Consider the following 18,639-nt stretch of genomic DNA (forward strand, 5'->3'; position numbering starts at 1 on the left):
CATAGGGCTGGCGACTATTCGCCAGGGTTCGCCAGGGTGCGCCCGATGTTCCGCCACCCGCGCCCGGGTGTCAGGTAGGAACGCGCCACCCCGCCCCGCCGACCGGCCCTCATTCCCCAGGGTGCGGACCCGGGGGCGGGCGGGGCGACGCACGCAACTCGTCGGACCACGAAGGGATCTGTCACCTCCATGTACACAGCATCGTCCTCCGTGTCCGCCCCGCCCCGGCCGCAGCACCGCGTCGTCCCGGCCGGTGCCGGGCCGTACCTCGCCCCCGCGCCCCAGGCCGTACGGCCCCGGCGCTGGACGGGCGGCACCGGCACCCAGCCGGTGAGCGGGAGACTCGACCTGTCCGGCCCCCAGGGGGCGCAGCTGAAGATGGCGATCGCCTCGGTCCACCGCATCTGCCCGGAGTTCAATCCGGTCCAGGTGCTGAGGCGCAGCGGCCGCTCCCTCCTGATCGTCGGGACGACCGGGCGGACCACGGCGGTCGCGAAGTGTTTACTGGACCACTCCCCCGCGTGGGTCGAGCGGTTCCAGCACGAGATAGCTTCCTACCGCTCCTTCGTCCGGCACCGCCCGCCGGTGCGGGCGCCCCGGCTGATCGCCGCGGACCCGGAGAACTGCACGCTGGTGATCGAGCGGATGCCCGGACGGGCGGCGGCGCTCTCGCGCCACCCCGTCGAGGCCCCGCCGCGGGCCGACATCCGGGCGGTGCTCGGCGCGGTGGCCCGACTCAACTCCTGGCGGCCGCCGGCCGGTACCTTCGACGCCCCGCTGGACTACGGGACGCGGATCGCGCGCTACCACGAGCTCGGTCTCTTCACCGACCGGGACCGGGACGACCTGCAGAAGCTGCTGCACGGCCTGGCGCACGCGGGCGGCCGACAGGGGATGGGGCAGTTCTGTCACGGTGACGCCCTGCTCTCCAACGTCCTGCTCTCCCCCGCCGGTCCCGTCCTCGTCGACTGGGAGCACGCCGGCTGGTACCTGCCCGGCTACGACCTGGCGACGCTGTGGGCGGTGCTCGGAGACGCACCGCTGGCCCGGCGCCAGATCAGCCAGCTCGCCCAGCAGGCCGGCCCGGCTTCCCGGGACGCCTTCCTGGTGAACCTGATGATCGTGCTGACGCGGGAGATCCGTACGTACGAGACGGCGGTGCAGCGCACGATCAAGGAGGCTCCCCCGGCGGGTACCGTCCCGGTCGCCTCGGGCGCGCTCTCCGCCGGCGAGGAACAGCGGCTGCTCCTGAGGCGGCTGCACGACGACTGCGCCATGGCACGGCGGGCCGTGCGCGCGGCGGTCGGGACGCGCTGAAGGGGCGGGTCCGACCGACGACACGGGGGTGGCGCGCCGTGCGCCCGGTGCCGACACACCGGGACACGGCGCTCTGTTCCGCCTGCACCCCGGACCTCGCTTCCGGTGGCCCCATTGGTCCACTCCACTGACGCGTCCCAGGCCCGGGACCCGTCGTCGCGAAACTCCGCCGAACGGCCTCCATTCCCGTCCTGACGTGGGAACTTCCGCGCGCGCAGGCGTGATTGACGGATCGTCCGGGACCCGATACCCCTGTACGGGTTCGGTCCCGCACGCCCCCGAGTCACCCCCCGCCCCTGGAGGCTGCCTTGCTCCGTTCCGCGTCCGACAGACGTGTACCCGCCCCGCCACGGTCCCCGCGCCGCGTACCCAGGGTGGCGGGGGCCGTCGCCTCCGCCGCCCTTCTGGTCCCCCTGCTGTCCGCGGCTCCGTCCGCCGTCGCCGACGGGCCCGAGGCGGGCTCGCTCCAAGGTCAGTTCGCGCGGGCCGCGGCGCGCCACGGTGTGCCCGAGAGCGTCCTGCTCGGCGTGGCGTACCTCCAGTCGCGCTGGGACACCCACGGGGGTGCGCCGAGCGTGACCGGCGGGTACGGGCCGATGCACCTGACGGACGCGGTGACGGCGCTCGCCGGGTCCGGTGCGCCGCACCACTCGGACGGCGGGGAGGACGCGCGCGGCGACGGCTCGCGCCCGGTCCGCACGGTGGCGCACGCCGCGTCCACCGAACCCGCCGCGCTCTCGCCGACGGCGCTGCCCGGCCGGCTGCGGACGCTGGAGCGGGCCTCCGCGCTCTCCGGGATCCCGGCCGAGGAGCTGCGCGGTTCCACCGCCGCGAACATCGAGGGCGGTGCCGTGCTGCTCGCGGCGGCGCAGCGGGAGGCCGGGCTGCCGGCGAGCGCCGATCCCGCCGACTGGTACGGGGCAGTGGCGCGCTACTCGGGTGCCGACGACTCGGCGACGGCCGCGACGTACGCGAACGACGTGTTCGACGTGATCAGGGCCGGGGAGTCCCGCACGACGGACAGCGGCCAGGAGGTCTCGCTGCCGGCCGTGCCGGGGGTGGCGCCCGCCACGGAGCAGCTCGACGCGCTCGGACTGCGCCGGCCCGCCGCCGGCCCGGTGGAGTGCCCGCGCTCGGTGGCCTGCGAGTGGATCCCCGCGCCGTACGAGGAGTTCGGCGACGGCGACTACGGCAACCACGACAAGGCCGACCGACCCGCGTCGCAGTCGATCGACTACATCGTCGTCCACGACACCGAGGCCACCTGGGACGTCACGCTGAAGCTGGTGCAGGACCCGACGTACGTGTCGTGGCAGTACTCGCTGCGCTCCTCGGACGGGCACGTCGCGCAGCACCTGCCGCTCAAGGACGTCGGCTGGCACGCGGGCAACTGGTTCGTGAACGCCAAGTCGGTGGGTCTTGAGCACGAGGGCTTCCTGACCTCCCCGGACTCCTGGTACACGGAGGCGATGTACCGGACGTCGGCGCGGCTCGTGCGGTACCTCGCGCAGCGGTACGGCATCCCGCTGGACCGGCAGCACATCCTGGGGCACGACACCGTGCCGGGGACGGTGACCTCGACGATCCGGGGCATGCACACGGACCCGGGCCCGTACTGGGACTGGGCGCACTACTTCCGTCTCCTCGGCCGGCCGCTCACGCCGAGCGCCGGTCCGAACGCCGGAGTGGTGACGATCAGGCCCGACTACAGCTCCCACCAGCCGGTCTACACGGGCTGCGTGAAGGCCGGCGAGGTCTGTGCGCCGCACGGGAGCGGGGCGGTGCGTCTGCACTCCGCGCCGAGCGCCGACGCGCCCCTGGTGAAGGACATCGGGCTGCGGCCGGGTGGGCAGGACTCCACGACCGGGGTCAACGACACGGGGGCGCGGGCCTCGACGGGGCAGAGCTTCGCGGTGGCGGAGCGCCGGGGCGAGTGGACGGCGATCTGGTACCTCGGGCAGAAGGCGTGGTTCCACAACCCGGGGAAGGAACCGACCGCGGTGAGCGCGCGCGGGCTCGTCCTGACTCCCCGGGAGGGGCTCGCGGAGGTGCCGGTGTACGGGCGGGCCTATCCGGAGGCCTCGGCGTACCCGGCGGGGGTCCCCGTGCAGGCGGTGTCCCCGCTTCCGTACAAGCTGCTCGCGGGGCAGCGGTACGTGGTGGGTGACCGCATGCCGGGCGAGTACTACTTCGCGCCGGTGTTCGACAGCGGGGGCCACCGGGTGGTGCGGGGCCAGGAGGAGTACTACCAGATCCAGTTCGGCCATCGCGTGGCCTTTGTGAAGGCGTCTGACGTGCGGGTTTCCCAGGGCTGACGGAGGCCTGGCCGAAAGGTGCGGGGTGGTGCCGGAGAATCGCTCCGGCACCACCCCGCGCGCGTTCATACGACTATTCGGGAGATCGTGTGTGCCATCCGGGGGACGGGTAAGGCTGGGCCGGTCATCGCACGTGCTCACCGGAAGGCCCCTCAGGAAATGCCTCAGCCCTTCGTTATGCCGGACTTCTATGTTCCGTATCCGGCGCGGCTCAATCCCCATGTGGAGACCGCCCGCACGCACACGCGTGACTGGGCGCGGGAGATGGGGATGCTGGAGGGCTCGGGCGTCTGGGAGGAGCACGACCTCCAGTCCCACGACTACGCGCTGCTGTGCTCGTACACCCACCCCGACTGCGACGCGGAGGCCCTCGACCTCGTCACGGACTGGTACACCTGGGTCTTCTTCTTCGACGACCACTTCCTGGAGGTCTTCAAGCGCACCCAGGACCGGGCGGGCGGCAAGGCCTATCTGGACCGGCTGCCGCTCTTCATGCCGGCGGACCCGGCGGCGGGCATGCCCGAGCCGACCAACCCCGTGGAGGCGGGGCTCGCGGACCTCTGGCGGCGGACGGTCCCGTCGATGTCCGAGGGCTGGCGGGTGCGGTTCGCGGAGGCGACGGAACACCTCCTGTACGAGTCCCTGTGGGAGCTCGACAACATCAACGACGGGCGGATCGCCAACCCCCTGGAGTACATCGAGATGCGCCGCAAGGTGGGCGGCGCACCCTGGTCGGCCGGTCTCGTCGAGTACGCGGCGGGGGCCGAGGTCCCCGCCCAGGTGGCGTACTCCCGGCCGCTGCGTGTGCTCAGGGACGCCTTCTCGGACGCGGTGCACCTGCGCAACGACCTCTTCTCGTACCAGCGCGAGGTGGAGGACGAGGGCGAGAACAGCAACGGCGTCCTGGTCCTGGAGCGGTTCCTGGGCTGCTCGACCCAGGAGGCGGCGGAGGCCGTCAACGACCTGCTGACCTCGCGGGTGCAGCAGTTCGAGAACACGGCCCTGACCGAAGTGCCGCTGCTCGCCGCCGAGAAGCAGCTGAGCGCGGCCGAGTGCGCGGCCGTGGCGGCGTACGCGAAGGGGCTCCAGGACTGGCAGTCCGGCGGGCACGAGTGGCACATGCGCTCCAGCCGGTACATGAACGAGGGCATGGTCACGGGGCCTTCGCGGCTCGACGGGGTCCTCGGCACCTCGGCGCTCGACATCCGGACCCTGTTCGGGCGCCCGGCGGCCGCCCGGCACCGGGCGTTCACCCACGCCCCGCACCAGCACGTGGGGCCTTCCCTGCTGCCCGAGTTCGACCTGCCCTACCCGCTGGCCGTCAACTTCCACCACGCGGCGGCGGCGCGGCACACCGTGGACTGGGCCGAGCGGATGGGGCTGCTCGACGACATCTGGGACCGGACGCTGGCGGAGGGCTTCGACCTCGCGCTCTGCTCGGCGGGCCTCGATCCGGACGCGTCCCTGGAGGAGCTGTGCCTCGGCACCGACTGGCTGACCTGGGGAACGTACGCGGACGACTACTACCCGGCCGCCTTCGGACGCTCGGGCGGTCTGGCCGGCGCGAAGGAGCAGAACGACCGGCTCAAGGCGTGCATGCCGCTCGACGAGCCCTCGGCCGGGACCGCGCTCGCGGTGAACCCGCTGGAGCGCGCGCTCGCCGACATCTGGCAGCGGACGGCCACGCCGATGGCCCCCGGGGCGCGGGCACGGCTGCGGGGCTCGGTCGACGCGATGCTCGACAGCTGGCTGTGGGAGATGCACAACGTGGTGCAGCACCGGGTGCCCGACCCGGTCGACTACATCGAGATGCGGCGCAGCACCTTCGGCTCCGAGCTGACCATGCTCCTGTGCAAGCTCCGGCAGGACGAGACGCTGCCCCCGGAGCTGTTCGGGTCGGGCACCGTGCGGAGCCTGGAGAACGCGGTGATGGACTACGGCGCGCTCGTCAACGACCTCTTCTCGTACCAGAAGGAGGTCGAGGTCGAGGGTGAGGTGCACAACGCCGTCCTCGTGCTCCAGAAGTTCTTCGACTGCGACTACCCGACGGCGGTGGCGATGGTCGACGACCTGATGCGGGGGCGGCTGCGCCAGTACGAGCACCTGAAGGCGCGGGAAGTCCCCGTGCTCTACGCGGACTTCGGGCTCGACGCGGCCGGACGGGCGGCGTTCGCTTCGTATCTGCGGGAGTTGGAGGACTGGCTCGCGGGCGTCCTCAACTGGCACCGGAAGGTTCGCCGTTACGGTCCCGAGGACGTCCGCTCGGGCAGCGGCAGCGCACTGCTGCGGCGCGGCCCCGTGGGCATCGGCACCTCGGCCGCGCGGATCTCCGAGCTGCTCGGCGCCGCACCGCGCTGAGGCACGCCGAAGGCCTCCGGGTACGGTCCCGGAGGCCTTCGGGTCGTCGGATCAGGCGCGCCGGCCGCGTAGTTCGTCGATCTCGCGGCGCTCGCGCTTGGTGGGGCGGCCCGCGCCCCGGTCGCGTACCGCCGCGACCGCGACGTGCTCGCGGGGCGGCGGGGGCGGGCTGTTGTCCACGTACGCCTCGACGGCGACGGGCGGGCCGACCCGCTTGGTGTGGAGCTCCTTGATCTCGACGATCCGCTCCCGGCCGCCGTGGAAGATCCTCACCTCGTCGCCCGGCTTCACCGGCTGGGCGGGCTTGGCCCGCTCGCCGTTGACCTTCACGTGCCCGGCCCGGCAGGCCGCGGCGGACTGGGACCGGGTCTTCGTGAGACGGACCGCCCAGATCCAGGCGTCGACGCGCGCGCTCATCGGCCCCCGCTCCCCGTCAGCCCTGCTGGAACAGCTCGGCGGGCAGGGGCTTGAGCAGCGCGTACAGGTCGTCGGTGATCGGCCGGTCCCAACTGGCGATCGTCACGAGGACGTTGTCGCTGCGGTCGAACTGGACGCAGGAGATGCGGCTCTCGGAGAGCTTGAGGCGGCGGACGATGAGGAGGTTGTCGCCCTGCATCACGGGGACGTCCTCGGTGTCGAGCACCTCGACCGGCTCGTCGTTCTCCAGGGCCGCGAGGAGCTGGGCCACCTCGAAGGGGATCTGCCCGTCCGCGAGCTCGCGCGCCGGGGAGCCCTCGGGGAGGTTGCCGATGATCATCGCGGGGCCGCGGCCGCCGAACAGGTCGTACCGGAGGAACACGCCCTGGCAGGAGCCGTCGGGGGCGGGCAGCAGACCGGCGCCGAGATTGCCGGGCCAGTCGCCCGGATCCATGGCCAGGACGTCGAAGTCCGGGCCCGCGGGAGTGGCGGCGCTGCGGCGGCGGAGGAAGGACATACGGCCATGGTACGTGCCCCGGCGCGCGATGCCGCGCGCCGGGCGCCCCGCTCCGGTCAGGGCTGCCCGTCGGGGCGGCCCGTGTGGCGCAGTGCCTGGTCGAGGCCCGTCCGGTCGGTGCCCAGTTTCCGGTAGACGGCCGAGAGGAGCCGGCTGGCGGTGGCCGTGTCGACGCCGAGGTGGAGGGCCACGTCGCGGTCGCGGACGGTGAGCTCGGCGGCCTGGAGCTCACGGGCGGTGAGCGTGTCCGTGCCGGCCGGGTGGAGGGCTCGGGGGCGCAGTCCGGCCGCCGCCAGCTCGGACCGGGCATCCTCGACGAGGCCGTCGGCCCCGCAGTCCTGGGCGGCCTCCAGACCCCGGTAGAGGTGCTCGGCGGCTTCCGCCGCGCGTTCCGTGCGGCGGAGGGCGGCGCCGAGGGCGACGAGGGAGCGGGCGAGCTCGTAGGCGGCGGGCGACCGGTCCAGCCAGTCGACGGATTCCTCCAGGTGCTTCACGCGCTCGGTGGGTACGGAGACCTCGGCGAGCACCCGGAGCGCCGAGCCGATCGCGGAGGGTGCCCCGTACTGCCGGGCGCGGGCGACGGCCTCCAGGGCGGTGCGCCGGGCCCGCACGGGGGTCGTGGCGGCCTCGGCGACCGCGAGGTGGAGCTGCCAGGGGCACCAGGCGGGATTGCGCATGCCGCGCGGGTCGAGGCGGCGGCCGACGGCGGCCAGCTCGGCGGCGGCCTCGTCGGTGCGGCCCCTGGCCAGGAGCAGCTCGGCGTGGACGGTCTGGGAGTCGGGGAAGGTGACGGCGGCCGGGAAGGGCTCGCCGAAGTCGTGCTCGCGGGCGATGCGGTCGGCCTCCTCGACCCGGCCGCGGGCCAGCAGGACCTCGATGGTGACGCCGACCGCGTACCACTGGGCGGGGGTGCGCGGTCCGACGCGCTCGGCGAGGCGCAGTCCGGCGCGGACGAAGTCCTCGGCCTCGACGAGGCGGCCGCGGCGGTAGCGGATGTAGCCGAGCAGGGTGTACGCGAAGGAGAGGTGGGCCCCCCGCCAGCCCTGGCGCTCGAACTCGGCGGTGCCGGCGGCGAACAGCTCCTCGGCGCGGCCGGGGCGGTCGGCGTAGAGGAAGGTGAGGGCCACGAGGACCGGGACCTCGAAGCCCCGGCTCTCGTCGGCCCAGCTGAGGCCGCCTTCGAGGGCGCGCTCGGCGTGTCCCACGGCGACGGCGGAGGGTTCGGCGCGCAGGGTGGCGTCCCAGGCGCGCAGGCCGATGACGTACCGCTCGGTGAGGTCGCGGCCGGTGAGCCGGTCGGCGAGGGCGGCGAGGCGGCGGGAGCGGGCGGGCGACTCGGGTTCGTCGGCGCGGAAGGCGTCCCACATGAACTTCTCGGCCTGCATGCGGAGGCGGCTGCGGGCGTCGGTGGTCTGCCGGGCCTCGCGGCCGAGGAGCTCGGAGGCCTCGACGAGGCGGTCGCTGTGGGCGAGGACCTGGGACAGGCGGTAGACGATGCCGTGGCGGAGGGCCGGGTCGGCGATCGGCTCCTCCAGGGCGGCGCGCAGGTGGTTGACGGTGGTGGCGGGTTCGGTGAGGAGCGAGGAGCAGCCGAGCTCGAAGAGGACGGCGGCCCGGTCGTCGGCGGTGGGGGGTTCACGCAGGGCGCGGGCGAGGAAGCGGCGGGCGGCGTCGGGGGCGCCGGCGCGGAGGTTCTCGCGGGCTGCGGCGCGCAGGTGGCCGACGGCCCAGGAGTCGCCCTCGGGGTGGGTCTCCAGGAGGTGCCGGGCGGCGGCGGTGGAGCCGAGTCCCGCGTCGATGACGCACCAGGCGGCCTGGCCGTGGAGGGCGACGCGGGTGGCGGTGGGGATGGAGCGGTAGACGGTGGTGGCGATGAGCGGGTGGACGAACGTGAGGGGCTCGTCGGGGCCGTCGGCCTCGGCGAGCACCCGGGCCTCGCGCAGTCGGGCCGCGCAGTCGGCGACGGCCTCGTCGCCGAGTCCGGCGACGGCTCCGGCGAGCTGCGGGGAGATCTCGGTCCCGAGGACGGCGCAGGCCCAGGCGAGGCGCACGGTGGCGGGGCCGAGGCGTTCGAGGCGGGTGACGAGGCCGCTGCCCTTGAGGGCGGCGGCGAGGTCGCGGAGTTCGTGGGCGCCGCCCGCGGTGGGTTCGAGGCCGTGGTCGCGGACCTTGGCGGCGAGTTCGACGGCCTCGAAGGGGTTGCCGGAGGTGACGGTCCAGCACTCGCGGCAGAAGGTGTCGTCGGCGTGGGCGCCGACCCGGTCGCGGACGAGCTGGGCGATGGCCTCGGTGGTGAGCGGGGCGAGGCCGAGGGGGCGCTGCCCGGAGCGGTGGCCGGTGAACTCGGCTCCCTCGTCGGGGAGTTCGTCGGGGCGGTAGGCGACGACGAGGAGCATGGGGAGCTCTTCGGCGCGCGGGGCGAAGGCGGCGAGCCAGCCGAGGGACTCGGGGTCGGCCCAGTGGGCGTCGTCGACGACGACGACGAGCGGGGCGCGCCGGACGGCGAGGTGGGTGAGGACCCAGTCGAGTCCGTCGCGCAGGCCCTGCGGGTCGGGCGGGGATCCGGCGGCGGTGGCGCGCAGCCCGAGGGCGGGGCCGACGATGTCGTACCAGGATCCGAGCCGCTCGCGGAGCTCGGTGTCGGAGGCGTGGGCCAGTTGGGGCTGGAGGAGCTGCCGGGCGACGTGGAAGGCGACCCGCTGCTCCTGGTCGCCGCCCCGGGCGGAGAGCACGGTGCAGCCGCGCGCGCCGGCGAGGCGCCGGACCTCGGCGAGCAGGGTGGTCTTGCCGAGCCCGGCGGGGGCGGCGTAGGCGAGGATGCCGCCGCGGCGGGTGGCACGGGGCCGGTCGGCGGACGCGCTCTCGGGCTCACCGCCGGGCGCGTCGGCCGTGGGGCCGGTCGGGGCGTCGGCAGGAGCGTCGGCCCGGCCGTGACGCGCGTCGGCGAGCGCGTCGGCCGGGTCGGGGAGGGGCGTCGGCCCGGTGGCGGGCCGGCCGGGGGGTGTGTCGGGGACGGCGACGAGGTGGGGGCCGCGCGGCCCGCGGGGTGCGGGCACCCGCTCGGGCCGGGCGGGGAACTCCTCCGCGAGGCCCGTCAGGAGGTCGAGTGCCTCCTCGGCCGCCGTGAGCGCCGCCTCGCGTTCGAAGAGGCCGAAACCCTTGCGGGCCCGCCTGCCGTCCTCAGGTACCACGTTTCACCCCCACACCGGGGGCGCACGCCCGGCGCACAGTGCGGGGTGCCGGGCGGGTGGCCCCGCGAAAACCCCAGCGTACGCCCGATGGAGTGAAGGGGGACGGGTAAACGCCCAAGCCAGGGGCGCACGACGGCGCGTCTGGCTCGTTCCGCACCGCACGGCCCGGCGGAGACCCCGGTGGGCACGCCGAAGGAGACCCGCGGCCGCTGTCCCGTCAGGGCCGGTTCCGATCGTCGCCGGATCGCGTCAGGCGTTCCAGTACGGCCAACGCCTCCTCCGCGCGGGCGTGTTCCACGAAGAGGTGGTCGTGGTGGAACCCGGCCACGACGTTGCAGCTCAGGCCCGCTTCGGCGAGGGCGCCCGCGACGGCGGCCGTCAGGCCGACGGCGTCGAGCGCGGAGTGGATCCGCAGGGTGATCCACCCCGCCACGTAGTCGTACGGGAGGGAGGCGGCGTCCGCCTCCTCCTGGCGTACGACGAGGGTGAGCCCCTCGCTCTCGGTCACGGTGACGACGGGGACGACCCCGGCCGGGGCGGCGGGGCCGGCCACCGTGGTGAAGACGTACCGCCCGGGGGCGAGTTCCGGTCGCATCCCGGGGAGGAGCCGGGTGAGATCACGTTCGGCGTTCATGCAGGCCAGCGTAGGCGGCGGCCGGGTGGTTCAGGTGGTGGGCGGGGTGTCCCCGACCAGCCACATGGAGAAGAACTGCGCGCCGCCCCCGTAGGCGTGGCCGAGCGCCCTGCGTGCGCCCTCCACCTGGTGCTCGCCCGCCTCGCCGCGTACCTGGAGCGCCGCCTCGGCGAAGCGGATCATCCCGGAGGCCCCGATGGGGTTGGTGGAGAGCACCCCGCCCGAGGGGTTCACGGGCAGGTCTCCGTCGAGTTCGGTGACGCCTGCCTCGGTGAGCTTCCAGCCCTCGCCCTCCGCGGCGAAGCCGAGGTTCTCCAGCCACATCGGTTCGTACCAGGAGAACGGCACGTACATCTCGACGGCGTCGATCTCCCGCCGGGGGTCGGTGATCCCGGCCTGCCGGTAGACGTCGGCGGCGCAGTCCCGGCCCGCCCGCGGCGAGACGAAGTCCTTGCCGGCGAAGAGGGTGGGCTCGCTGCGCATGGCGCCGCCGTGCATCCAGGCGGCCGGACGCGGGGCACGGGCCGCGCCGGCCCGGTTCGTGAGGACCATGGCGCAGGCGCCGTCGGAGGACGGGCAGGTCTCCGAGTAGCGGATGGGGTCCCAGAGCATCGGGGAGGCCTGGACCTTCTCCAGCGTCAGGTCGTGCTCGTGGAGGTGGGCGTACGGGTTCTTGAGCGCGTTGCGCCGGTCCTTGTACGCGACGAGGGAGCCGATGGCGTCGGGGGCGCCGGTGCGGCGCATGTAGGCCCGGACGTGCGGGGCGAAGAAGCCGCCGGCGCCGGCGAGCAGCGGCTGCTGGAAGGGGACGGGCAGGGAGAGGCCCCACATGGCGTTCGACTCGGACTGCTTCTCGAAGGCGAGGGTGAGGACGGTCCCGTGGACGCCCGCCGCGACCAGGTTGGCGGCGACGAGCGCGGTGGAGCCGCCGACCGATCCGGCCGTGTGGACCCGGAGCATGGGTTTCCCGACGGCGCCGAGCGCGTCCGCGAGGTACAGCTCCGGCATCATCACGCCCTCGAAGAAGTCGGGGGCCTTGCCGATGACGACGGCGTCGATGTCCGCCCAGGTCAGCTCCGCGTCCGCGAGGGCGCGGACGGCGGCCTCGCGGACGAGGCCGGCGATCGAGACGTCGTGGCGGGCGGCGACGTGCTTGGTCTGGCCGATGCCGACGACGGCGACGGGCTCTTTAGGCACGGGGGTCCCCTTCCAGGACGGCGACCAGGTTCTGCTGGAGGCAGGGCCCTGAGGTGGCGTGGGCGAGGGCGCGGTCGGAGGCGCCCCGGTGGATGCGGGCGGCGGCCTCGCCGAGGCGGATGAGGCCGGCGGCCATGACGGGGTTGGCGGCGAGGGCGCCGCCGGAGGGGTTGATCCGGACGCTCGCGTCGAGGCCGAGGGCCTTGGCGAGCACGACCTCCTGGGAGGTGAAGGGGGCGTGGAGTTCGGCGGTGTCGACGGGCCTGTCGAAGGCTCCGGCGCGCTCGGCGGCGAGGCGGGTGGAGGGCGAGTCGGTGAGGTCGCGGACGCCGAGGGAGTGGGCCTCGATGCGGTGGTCCATGCCCCGGATCCAGGCGGGGCGTTCGCAGAGTTCGCGGGCCAGGTCGCCGGCGGCCAGGACGACGGCGGCGACGCCGTCGCCGATGGGCGGGCAGTCGCCGGTGCGGAGCGGCCGGACGACGTACTCGCCCTGGGAGCGGGCGCCGGGGAGTTGGGCGTGCGGGTTGTCCGCCGCGTCGGTGCGGCTCCGTTCGGCGATGGCCGCGAGGGCGGGTTCGTCGGTGTGGCCGGCGTCGACGAGGGCCTGGGCCTGGAGCGCGGCGAGCGCGACGGAGTCGGGCCAGAGCGGAGCGAGGTAGTAGGGGTCGAGCTGCCGGGTGAGGACGTCGCGGACGGAGCCGGGCGAGGACTTCCCGTAGGAGTAGACGAGGGCGGTGTCGGCCTCCCCGGTGAGGAGTTTCACCCAGGCCTCGTACAGGGCCCAGGCGCCGTCCGTCTCGACATGGGACTCGGAGATCGGCGGCCAGGCGCCGACGCCGTCGAGGGCCATGGTGAAGGAGAAGGCGCGTCCGGCGAGGTAGTCGGAGGAGCCGGAGCAGGTGAACCCGATGTCGGAGGCCTTGAGTCCGGTCTGCCGGAGCACCTCGTGCAGGACGGGCATGACCATCTCGACCTCGGAGAGGTCGTCGGTGCGGCGGCGGTGGTCGCTCTGGGCGAAGGCGACGATCGCCACCTCTCGTGCGGGCCGGTGCGGAGTCACAGCAGCTCCTTGTAGGTGTCGTAGTCGGCGTCGGGTTCGCCGGTGGGCCGGTAGTGGTCGGGGTAGCGGCCGTCCTCGCTCCACACGGGTTCGACGCGCAGGCCCATGCGGACCTGGTCGTAGGGGATGCCGGCGATGCGGCCGTGGAGGGCGAGCCCGGCGCCGTCGAGGGCGATGTGGGCGTAGACGTACGGCACCTCGATGTCGAGGTTCTTCGCCTTGATGTTGACGATGCAGTACGTGGTGACGGTGCCGCGGGGGCCGACCTCGACCTGGTCGGTGGTGGCGACCCCGCAGGTGGGGCAGGCGCCCCGGGGAGGCACGTACACCTTGGCGCAGGAGGGGCAGCGTTCGCCGACGGTACGGCGCTCGGCGAGCGCGTAGAGGTAGCGGGTCTGGGCGCGGCCGGGGCTGTAGGTGTAGTCGAGGCGGGCGGCGGCGACGATGCCGGTGACGGGGTCGTCGAACTCCCCTTCGTGGGGCTGTGGTCCGGTCGCGGGGTCGTCGTCCTCGTACGGCTCGAAGCAGGCGATGTCGGTGATGGCGCCGGAGCGTTCGGCGGCCCAGCGGATGCGGACGCGCAGTCCGGTGCGGACGGCGTCGGGGCCGGGGGCGTCGAGGGCGTGCAGGAGGGCGGTGTCGGCGCCGTCGAGGCGGACGAGCACCCAGGCGAAGGGGGTCGCGAGCGGCTGGCCGGCGCGGGGCTCGGGGTTCCAGGCCCAGGTGGAGACGGTGCCGGTGGCGCCGACCTCGACGAGCTCGCGGAGTTCGGCGGCGGTGGCGGGGTCGTACTCGACGGGCGGGACGAGCACCTCGCCGGCCTCGGTCCGCACCCCGAGCACGGTCCGCTCGCGCAGTCCGGTGAGGAAGGCGGACTGGACGGGGCCGAGGGATCGGGTGAAGGGGAACTCGACGACGAGGGGGGCGCGGAGGGTCTCCGGCGGTGGGGTGACGGTCATGGGCGGGCTCCTCGGTGGCTGGTCGGTGCTGGTGGATGCGGTGGGGCCGCTGCGCGGGGCCTTCTCCCCCACCCCGCCCCTTCCCGAACCGGGGGCAAGCCCCCAGACCCCCGTACGGCCTCCGGCCGCGCCCTCACACGCCGGGCGGGCCGAACGTTCCGCCCAGGGGGCGGAATTTCAGCCCCGCCGGCGTGTGAGGCGCGGGGTCCGGGGGCGGCGCCCCCGGTTACGGGAAGGGGCGGGGTGGGGGATCATCACTCCCGTCGGTACTCCGGCGTCCGCTTCTCCGCGAACGCCCTCGCCCCCTCCTTCGCGTCCGCGGTGTCGAAGATCGGCCACCCCCGCTTCAGCTCGGCGGCCAGCCCGTCCGTCTCCGTCATCTCGGCGGTCTCGTAGACGGACGCCTTCACCGCCTCGACCGCCAACGGCCCGCACGCGTTGATCCGTTCGGCGATGTCGAGGGCCGCTTCCAGGGCCGTGCCGTCGGGCACGACCCGGCCGACGAGCCCGATGCGGGCGGCTTCCTCGGCGGTGTACGGGCGGCCCGTGAGGAGCATTTCGAGGGCGTGCGCGCGGGCGATCTGGCGCGGCAGCCGGACCGTGGAGCCGCCGATGGGGAAGAGGCCGCGCCTGACCTCGAAGAGGCCGAAGGTCGCCGAGGCGGCCGCGACCCGGATGTCGGTGCCCTGGAGGATCTCGGTGCCGCCGGCGACGCAGTACCCCTCGACGGCCGCGATGACGGGTTTGCGGGGGCGGTGGTGGCGCAGCATCGCCTTCCAGTGCAGGTCGGGGTCCGCCTTGAGCCGGTCCCGGTACCGCTCGCCCGCCATGCCCTTGCCGGCCAGGGCCTTGAGGTCCATGCCGGCGCAGAAGGAGCCGCCCGCTCCGGTGAGGACGACCGAGCGGATGCCGTCGTCGGCGTCGGCCTCCAGCCAGCCGTCGTGGAGGCCGACGAGCATCGGCAGCGAGAGGGCATTCTTGGCCTCGGGCCGGTTCAAGGTGAGGACGAGCGTGGCGCCTTCGCGCCGTACGTCGAGGTGTTCGGTGCCACCCATGGGGTCTCCCGTCTCCAGTTCTGGAACAGGTTGCAGGAGTGGGGGGTCCAGTTCAATAGTTTTCTGACACTCAGTCAGATTCTTCTGCACACCCCCTTCCCCCCGTCGCCGGTCGGCGCTCTAATGACCGCCACGTCACTGCGCACCCGTACGAGTCAGCGCGAACCGGGATCAGGAGGAACGGTGGAGTACAACCTTGCCGACCTGTTCGAATCGGTGGTCGACGTGGTCCCGGACCGCGAGGCTCTGGTGTACGTCGACCACCCGGGCACGGGTGCGGAGCGCCGCCTCACGTACGCCGAACTCGACGCCGCCGCCAACGGCATCGCCCATCACCTCATCGACGCGGGCATCCGCCCCGGTGAACACCTCGGCCTCCACCTGTACAACGGCGTCGAGTACCTGCAGACGGTCCTCGCCTGCCTCAAGGCCCGGATCGTGCCGGTGAACGTCAACTACCGGTACGTGGAGGAGGAGCTCGTCTACCTCTACCGGGACGCCGACCTCGCCGCGCTCGTCTTCGACGCCGAGTTCACGGACCGGGTGGCGGCGGCACTGCCGCAGACTTCGACGCTGCGGCACCTCGTGCGGGTCGGGATCCCGCCCGAGGGTGCGCCGGCGCTCGACTGCGTGCCGTACACCGAGGCGGAGGCGGCCGGCTCGCCGGAGCGCGGCTTCGGCCCGCGCTCCGGGGACGACCTCTTCATCATCTACACCGGCGGTACGACGGGCATGCCGAAGGGCGTCCTGTGGCGCCAGGAGGACCTGTTCTTCGCGGGCCTGTTCGGCGGCGAACCCTCGGGCGAGCCAGTGAAGCGGCCGGAGGAACTGGCCGAGCGGGTCGCGGCCGGCGGCCCCGGCATCACCTTCTTCCCCGCGCCGCCGCTGATGCACGGGACGTCCACGCTGACGGCGTTCATCGCCTTCAACTACGGCCAGCGGGTCGTCCTGCACCGCAAGTACGTGCCGGAGGAGGTCCTGCGCACCCTGGAGAAGGAGAAGGTCTCCAGCATCTCGCTCGTGGGCGACGCGATGCTGCGTCCGCTCGTGGACGCCCTGCAGGGCCCGCTCAAGGGCACCGACCTTTCGAACCTCTTCAGCCTGTCGTCCTCCGGGGCGATCATGTCCGACACGGTGCGGGCCCAGCTCCAGGAGCTGATGCCCGACGTCCTGCTCCTCAACAACTTCGGCTCCACCGAGTCCGGTTCCAACGGCCGCGCGACGGACGACTCGGGCCCCGACAAGGGCTTCCGGCTCCACGTCAACGAACGCACCCAGGTCGTCGACCCGGCGACCCGCGAGACCGTCGCGACGGGGGAGATCGGCCGCCTGGCCCAGCGCGGTCACGTCCCGCTCGGCTACTACAACGACCCGGCCAAGACCGCCGAGACCTTCTTCGAGAAGGACGGGGTGCGGTGGGTGCTCCTCGGCGACATGGCGACCGTCGACGAGCACGGCGTCGTCACCGTCCTCGGGCGCGGCTCGCAGTGCATCAACACGGGCGGCGAGAAGGTCTACCCGGAGGAGGTGGAGCAGGCGCTGAAGTCCCACCCCGACGTGTACGACGCCCTGGTCGCCGGAGTCCCGGACGCCCGGTGGGGCAACCACGTCGCCGCGGTCGTCCAGCTCCGCTCGGACGCCGCGCCACTGGACCTGGAGGCGGTGCAGAACCACTGCCGCCCGCGCCTGGCGGGCTACAAGGTCCCCCGCCAGCTGGTCCTCACCGACCACATCCAACGCTCCCCCAGCGGCAAGGCGGACTACCGCTGGGCCCGCTCGGTGGCGGTGGAGGCGGACGCGGGAACGGCTGCGGAGGACCGGCGGGCGTAGGGGGCGCCCGGAAGGTCCCGCCCGGCCCGCGACACCCCCTATGAGGAACCGCAATCGGTACTAGGGCGTGTTGCGAAAGTCCCGCCTGCCCGACGGCGCCTGGCACGCACGCTCGCCGCGTTGTCGGGATCACCCCGATACATCCAGTATCGGGGCGACCCTCCGCCTTGCGATCGCACGCACCAGACGCCGTCGGGCCCGCCCTTCGGGCGGCCGGCGCTACTTTCGCAACACGCCCTAGACGCCGAACTCCCTCAGTGCGGCGAGGAACTCGGCCGGCCGGGCATCGTGGATCAGATGCCCGGCATCGACCGTGACCAGGCGCGCGCCGGGTATCCGTTCGGTGAGCCAGGTCAGCTGGTCCTGGGGGACGTGGCTGGACGGGCCTCCGCCGAGGACGAGGGTGGGGGCCTTGATCGCGGCGAGGCCCTCGCGCCAGGCCGGGTCGGGGGCGTTCAGCTGGGCGTCGGTGGTCGTCACGACCTCCCAGTCCAGGCCGAGCGGGCCGTCCGGGCGCTCGGCGACCGGGCGCGGCGGGTCGAGCGGGAGGAAGACGGGCGGCTCCTCCAGGACGAGGCGGCCGATCAGGCCGGGTTCCCGCTGGGCGAGGAGGCAGGCCGCCCCGCCGCCCATCGAGTGCGCCACGACGGTCGCCCCGGCGAGGTCCAGTGCCCGCAGGAAGCCGCCGAGCTCGTCGCGGAGGTCCTCGAAGCCGTAGCCGCCGGGGCGGTCGCTGAGTCCGTGTCCTCGCAGGTCGGGGGCGTACACCCGGTGGTCGGCGGCGAGGGACTCGGCGATGGTGTGCCAGCCGGTGCCGTTCTCGCCGCGTCCGTGGACGAGGACGACGGGCGGGGCGCCCTCGGGGCCGCTCACCCGGTAGGCGAGGCGTACGCCGTCGACGGTGACCGTGCGGACCTCCGGGTCCAGGAAGGCCGCGACGGAGCGGACGAAGGCCTCCGCGTCGTCCACCCAGGGGAAGTGCCCGGCGCCGGGCTGGACGACGAGTTCGGCGTCGGGGAAGCAGGCCACGGCCCGGGCGGCCTTGGCCGGGGTGGGGTTGGCGTCGTACTCCCCGGCCACGATCAGCACCGGCGCCCTGAGCGCGGTGAGCGCCCGGCGGGTGGCCTCCGGGTCGTAGGCGCCCTCGCCGTGGTAGACGGAGGCGGCCTCCCAGCGGATCTGTCGCTGCGCCGCGGCCGCGTGCTCCTGCGCGGCCTCGTCCCAGCGGCCGTAGGCGAAGGGCGCCACGATCTCCAGGACGCGGGGCAGCGGGGTGTCGGGGCCGATGGTGGCGATGCCGGCGCGGGCCTCCGCGTACCAGGGCCGGTCCGCGAAGATCTCGACGGCCTCGTCCCACTCCTCGTCGCTGGTGCCGAGGCCGAGCGCCCAGCCGCTGGAGGTGACGAGGACGAGGGAGCGGACGCGCTCGGGGTGGGCGGCGGCGTACAGGGTGGCGAGGTTTCCGGCGGCGGAGTGGCCGAGGAGGTCGATCCGCTCCAGGCCGAGGTGGGCGCGGAGGGCCTCGACGTCGCCGACCTGCCGGTCGCAGCGGTACGTGCCGCGGTCGGCGGGCTCGGCGCTCGCTCCGGTGCCCCGGGCGTCGAGCACGACCAGGGTGCGGTGGGCGGCGAGTCCGCCGAGGTCGCCGAGGTAGGCGGCGTCGCGCATGGGACCGCCGGGCAGGCAGACCAGCGGCTCGCCCTCCCCCAGCGTCCGGTAGGCGAGCTCGGTCCCGTCGTACGTGGTGAACGTCGTGGAAGTGGGCATGTGGATGATCATCACGACCTGT

Annotated in this window: 13 protein-coding genes; 4 read left to right on the top strand and 9 right to left on the bottom strand. The window is 73.9% G+C overall.

Features of this window, described 5'->3' with window-relative positions:
- Positions 1–189 precede the first annotated feature (189 nt).
- The 3 genes from ACF08F_RS35875 (at position 190) to ACF08F_RS35885 (ending at position 5,990) form a co-directional block, all read left to right on the top strand.
- On the top strand, positions 190–1,317 hold the full coding sequence (locus ACF08F_RS35875; protein WP_392302736.1) for an aminoglycoside phosphotransferase family protein: 1,128 nt from the start codon (positions 190–192) through the stop codon (positions 1,315–1,317).
- Positions 1,318–1,691: 374 nt separating this feature from the next.
- Entirely contained in the window at positions 1,692–3,632 is a 1,941-nt protein-coding gene (locus ACF08F_RS35880) for an N-acetylmuramoyl-L-alanine amidase (RefSeq protein ID WP_392302737.1), read from the top strand.
- A gap of 159 nt (positions 3,633–3,791) precedes the next feature.
- Positions 3,792–5,990 (top strand): germacradienol/geosmin synthase, encoded by a 2,199-nt coding sequence (locus ACF08F_RS35885; RefSeq protein ID WP_392302738.1) that lies wholly within the window; start codon positions 3,792–3,794, stop codon positions 5,988–5,990.
- A gap of 51 nt (positions 5,991–6,041) precedes the next feature.
- On the opposite strand, the gene ACF08F_RS35890 is transcribed toward ACF08F_RS35885, so the two are convergent.
- The 8 genes from ACF08F_RS35890 to ACF08F_RS35925 form a co-directional block, all read right to left on the bottom strand.
- Positions 6,042–6,407 (bottom strand): RNA-binding S4 domain-containing protein, encoded by a 366-nt coding sequence (locus tag ACF08F_RS35890; RefSeq protein ID WP_392302739.1) that lies wholly within the window; start codon positions 6,405–6,407, stop codon positions 6,042–6,044.
- Positions 6,408–6,423: 16 nt separating this feature from the next.
- Positions 6,424–6,924, bottom strand: coding sequence for a hypothetical protein (locus ACF08F_RS35895; RefSeq protein WP_024757478.1), 501 nt, complete (start codon positions 6,922–6,924; stop codon positions 6,424–6,426).
- A 56-nt stretch (positions 6,925–6,980) separates the two neighbouring features.
- Positions 6,981–9,743, bottom strand: a complete 2,763-nt coding sequence (locus tag ACF08F_RS35900) for an ATP-binding protein (protein WP_392302773.1) — start codon at positions 9,741–9,743, stop codon at positions 6,981–6,983.
- A 589-nt stretch (positions 9,744–10,332) separates the two neighbouring features.
- Positions 10,333–10,749, bottom strand: a complete 417-nt coding sequence (locus ACF08F_RS35905) for an ACT domain-containing protein (protein WP_392302740.1) — start codon at positions 10,747–10,749, stop codon at positions 10,333–10,335.
- Between the two features lie 30 nt (positions 10,750–10,779).
- Positions 10,780–11,946 carry a thiolase domain-containing protein gene (locus ACF08F_RS35910; protein WP_392302741.1) on the bottom strand — a complete coding sequence of 389 codons (1,167 nt, stop codon included), beginning with the start codon at positions 11,944–11,946 and terminating at the stop codon, positions 10,780–10,782.
- A complete protein-coding gene (locus ACF08F_RS35915; protein WP_392302742.1) occupies positions 11,939–13,006 on the bottom strand; it encodes a thiolase domain-containing protein in 1,068 nt (355 codons plus the stop codon). The genes ACF08F_RS35910 and ACF08F_RS35915 overlap by 8 nt, the downstream gene beginning before the upstream one ends.
- A complete protein-coding gene (locus ACF08F_RS35920; protein WP_392302743.1) occupies positions 13,003–13,965 on the bottom strand; it encodes a Zn-ribbon domain-containing OB-fold protein in 963 nt (320 codons plus the stop codon). The genes ACF08F_RS35915 and ACF08F_RS35920 overlap by 4 nt, the downstream gene beginning before the upstream one ends.
- A gap of 254 nt (positions 13,966–14,219) precedes the next feature.
- Complete coding sequence (locus tag ACF08F_RS35925; protein ID WP_392302744.1) at positions 14,220–15,020, bottom strand: crotonase/enoyl-CoA hydratase family protein; 801 nt, start codon at positions 15,018–15,020, stop codon at positions 14,220–14,222.
- A gap of 183 nt (positions 15,021–15,203) precedes the next feature.
- On the opposite strand from ACF08F_RS35925, the gene ACF08F_RS35930 reads away from it, so the two are divergent.
- Positions 15,204–16,850 carry an acyl-CoA synthetase gene (locus ACF08F_RS35930; protein ID WP_392302745.1) on the top strand — a complete coding sequence of 549 codons (1,647 nt, stop codon included), beginning with the start codon at positions 15,204–15,206 and terminating at the stop codon, positions 16,848–16,850.
- 237 nt (positions 16,851–17,087) lie between these two features.
- On the opposite strand, the gene ACF08F_RS35935 is transcribed toward ACF08F_RS35930, so the two are convergent.
- A complete protein-coding gene (locus ACF08F_RS35935) occupies positions 17,088–18,617 on the bottom strand; it encodes an alpha/beta fold hydrolase (protein ID WP_392302746.1) in 1,530 nt (509 codons plus the stop codon).
- Positions 18,618–18,639 lie beyond the last annotated feature (22 nt).

This window comes from Streptomyces sp. NPDC015130 (assembly GCF_043080005.1).
Taxonomy (GTDB): Bacteria; Actinomycetota; Actinomycetes; order Streptomycetales; family Streptomycetaceae; genus Streptomyces.

What these genes read in the sequence shown, in the direction of transcription:
- ACF08F_RS35875 (WP_392302736.1), top strand. Translation starts at nt 190, where the DNA reads ATGTACACAGCATCGTCCTCCGTGTCCGCCCCGCCCCGGCCGCAGCAC.
- ACF08F_RS35885 (WP_392302738.1), top strand. Translation starts at nt 3,792, where the DNA reads ATGCCTCAGCCCTTCGTTATGCCGGACTTCTATGTTCCGTATCCGGCG.
- ACF08F_RS35890 (WP_392302739.1), bottom strand. Translation starts at nt 6,407, where the DNA reads ATGAGCGCGCGCGTCGACGCCTGGATCTGGGCGGTCCGTCTCACGAAG.
- ACF08F_RS35895 (WP_024757478.1), bottom strand. Translation starts at nt 6,924, where the DNA reads ATGTCCTTCCTCCGCCGCCGCAGCGCCGCCACTCCCGCGGGCCCGGAC.
- ACF08F_RS35905 (WP_392302740.1), bottom strand. Translation starts at nt 10,749, where the DNA reads ATGAACGCCGAACGTGATCTCACCCGGCTCCTCCCCGGGATGCGACCG.
- ACF08F_RS35920 (WP_392302743.1), bottom strand. Translation starts at nt 13,965, where the DNA reads ATGACCGTCACCCCACCGCCGGAGACCCTCCGCGCCCCCCTCGTCGTC.
- ACF08F_RS35925 (WP_392302744.1), bottom strand. Translation starts at nt 15,020, where the DNA reads ATGGGTGGCACCGAACACCTCGACGTACGGCGCGAAGGCGCCACGCTC.
- ACF08F_RS35935 (WP_392302746.1), bottom strand. Translation starts at nt 18,617, where the DNA reads ATGCCCACTTCCACGACGTTCACCACGTACGACGGGACCGAGCTCGCC.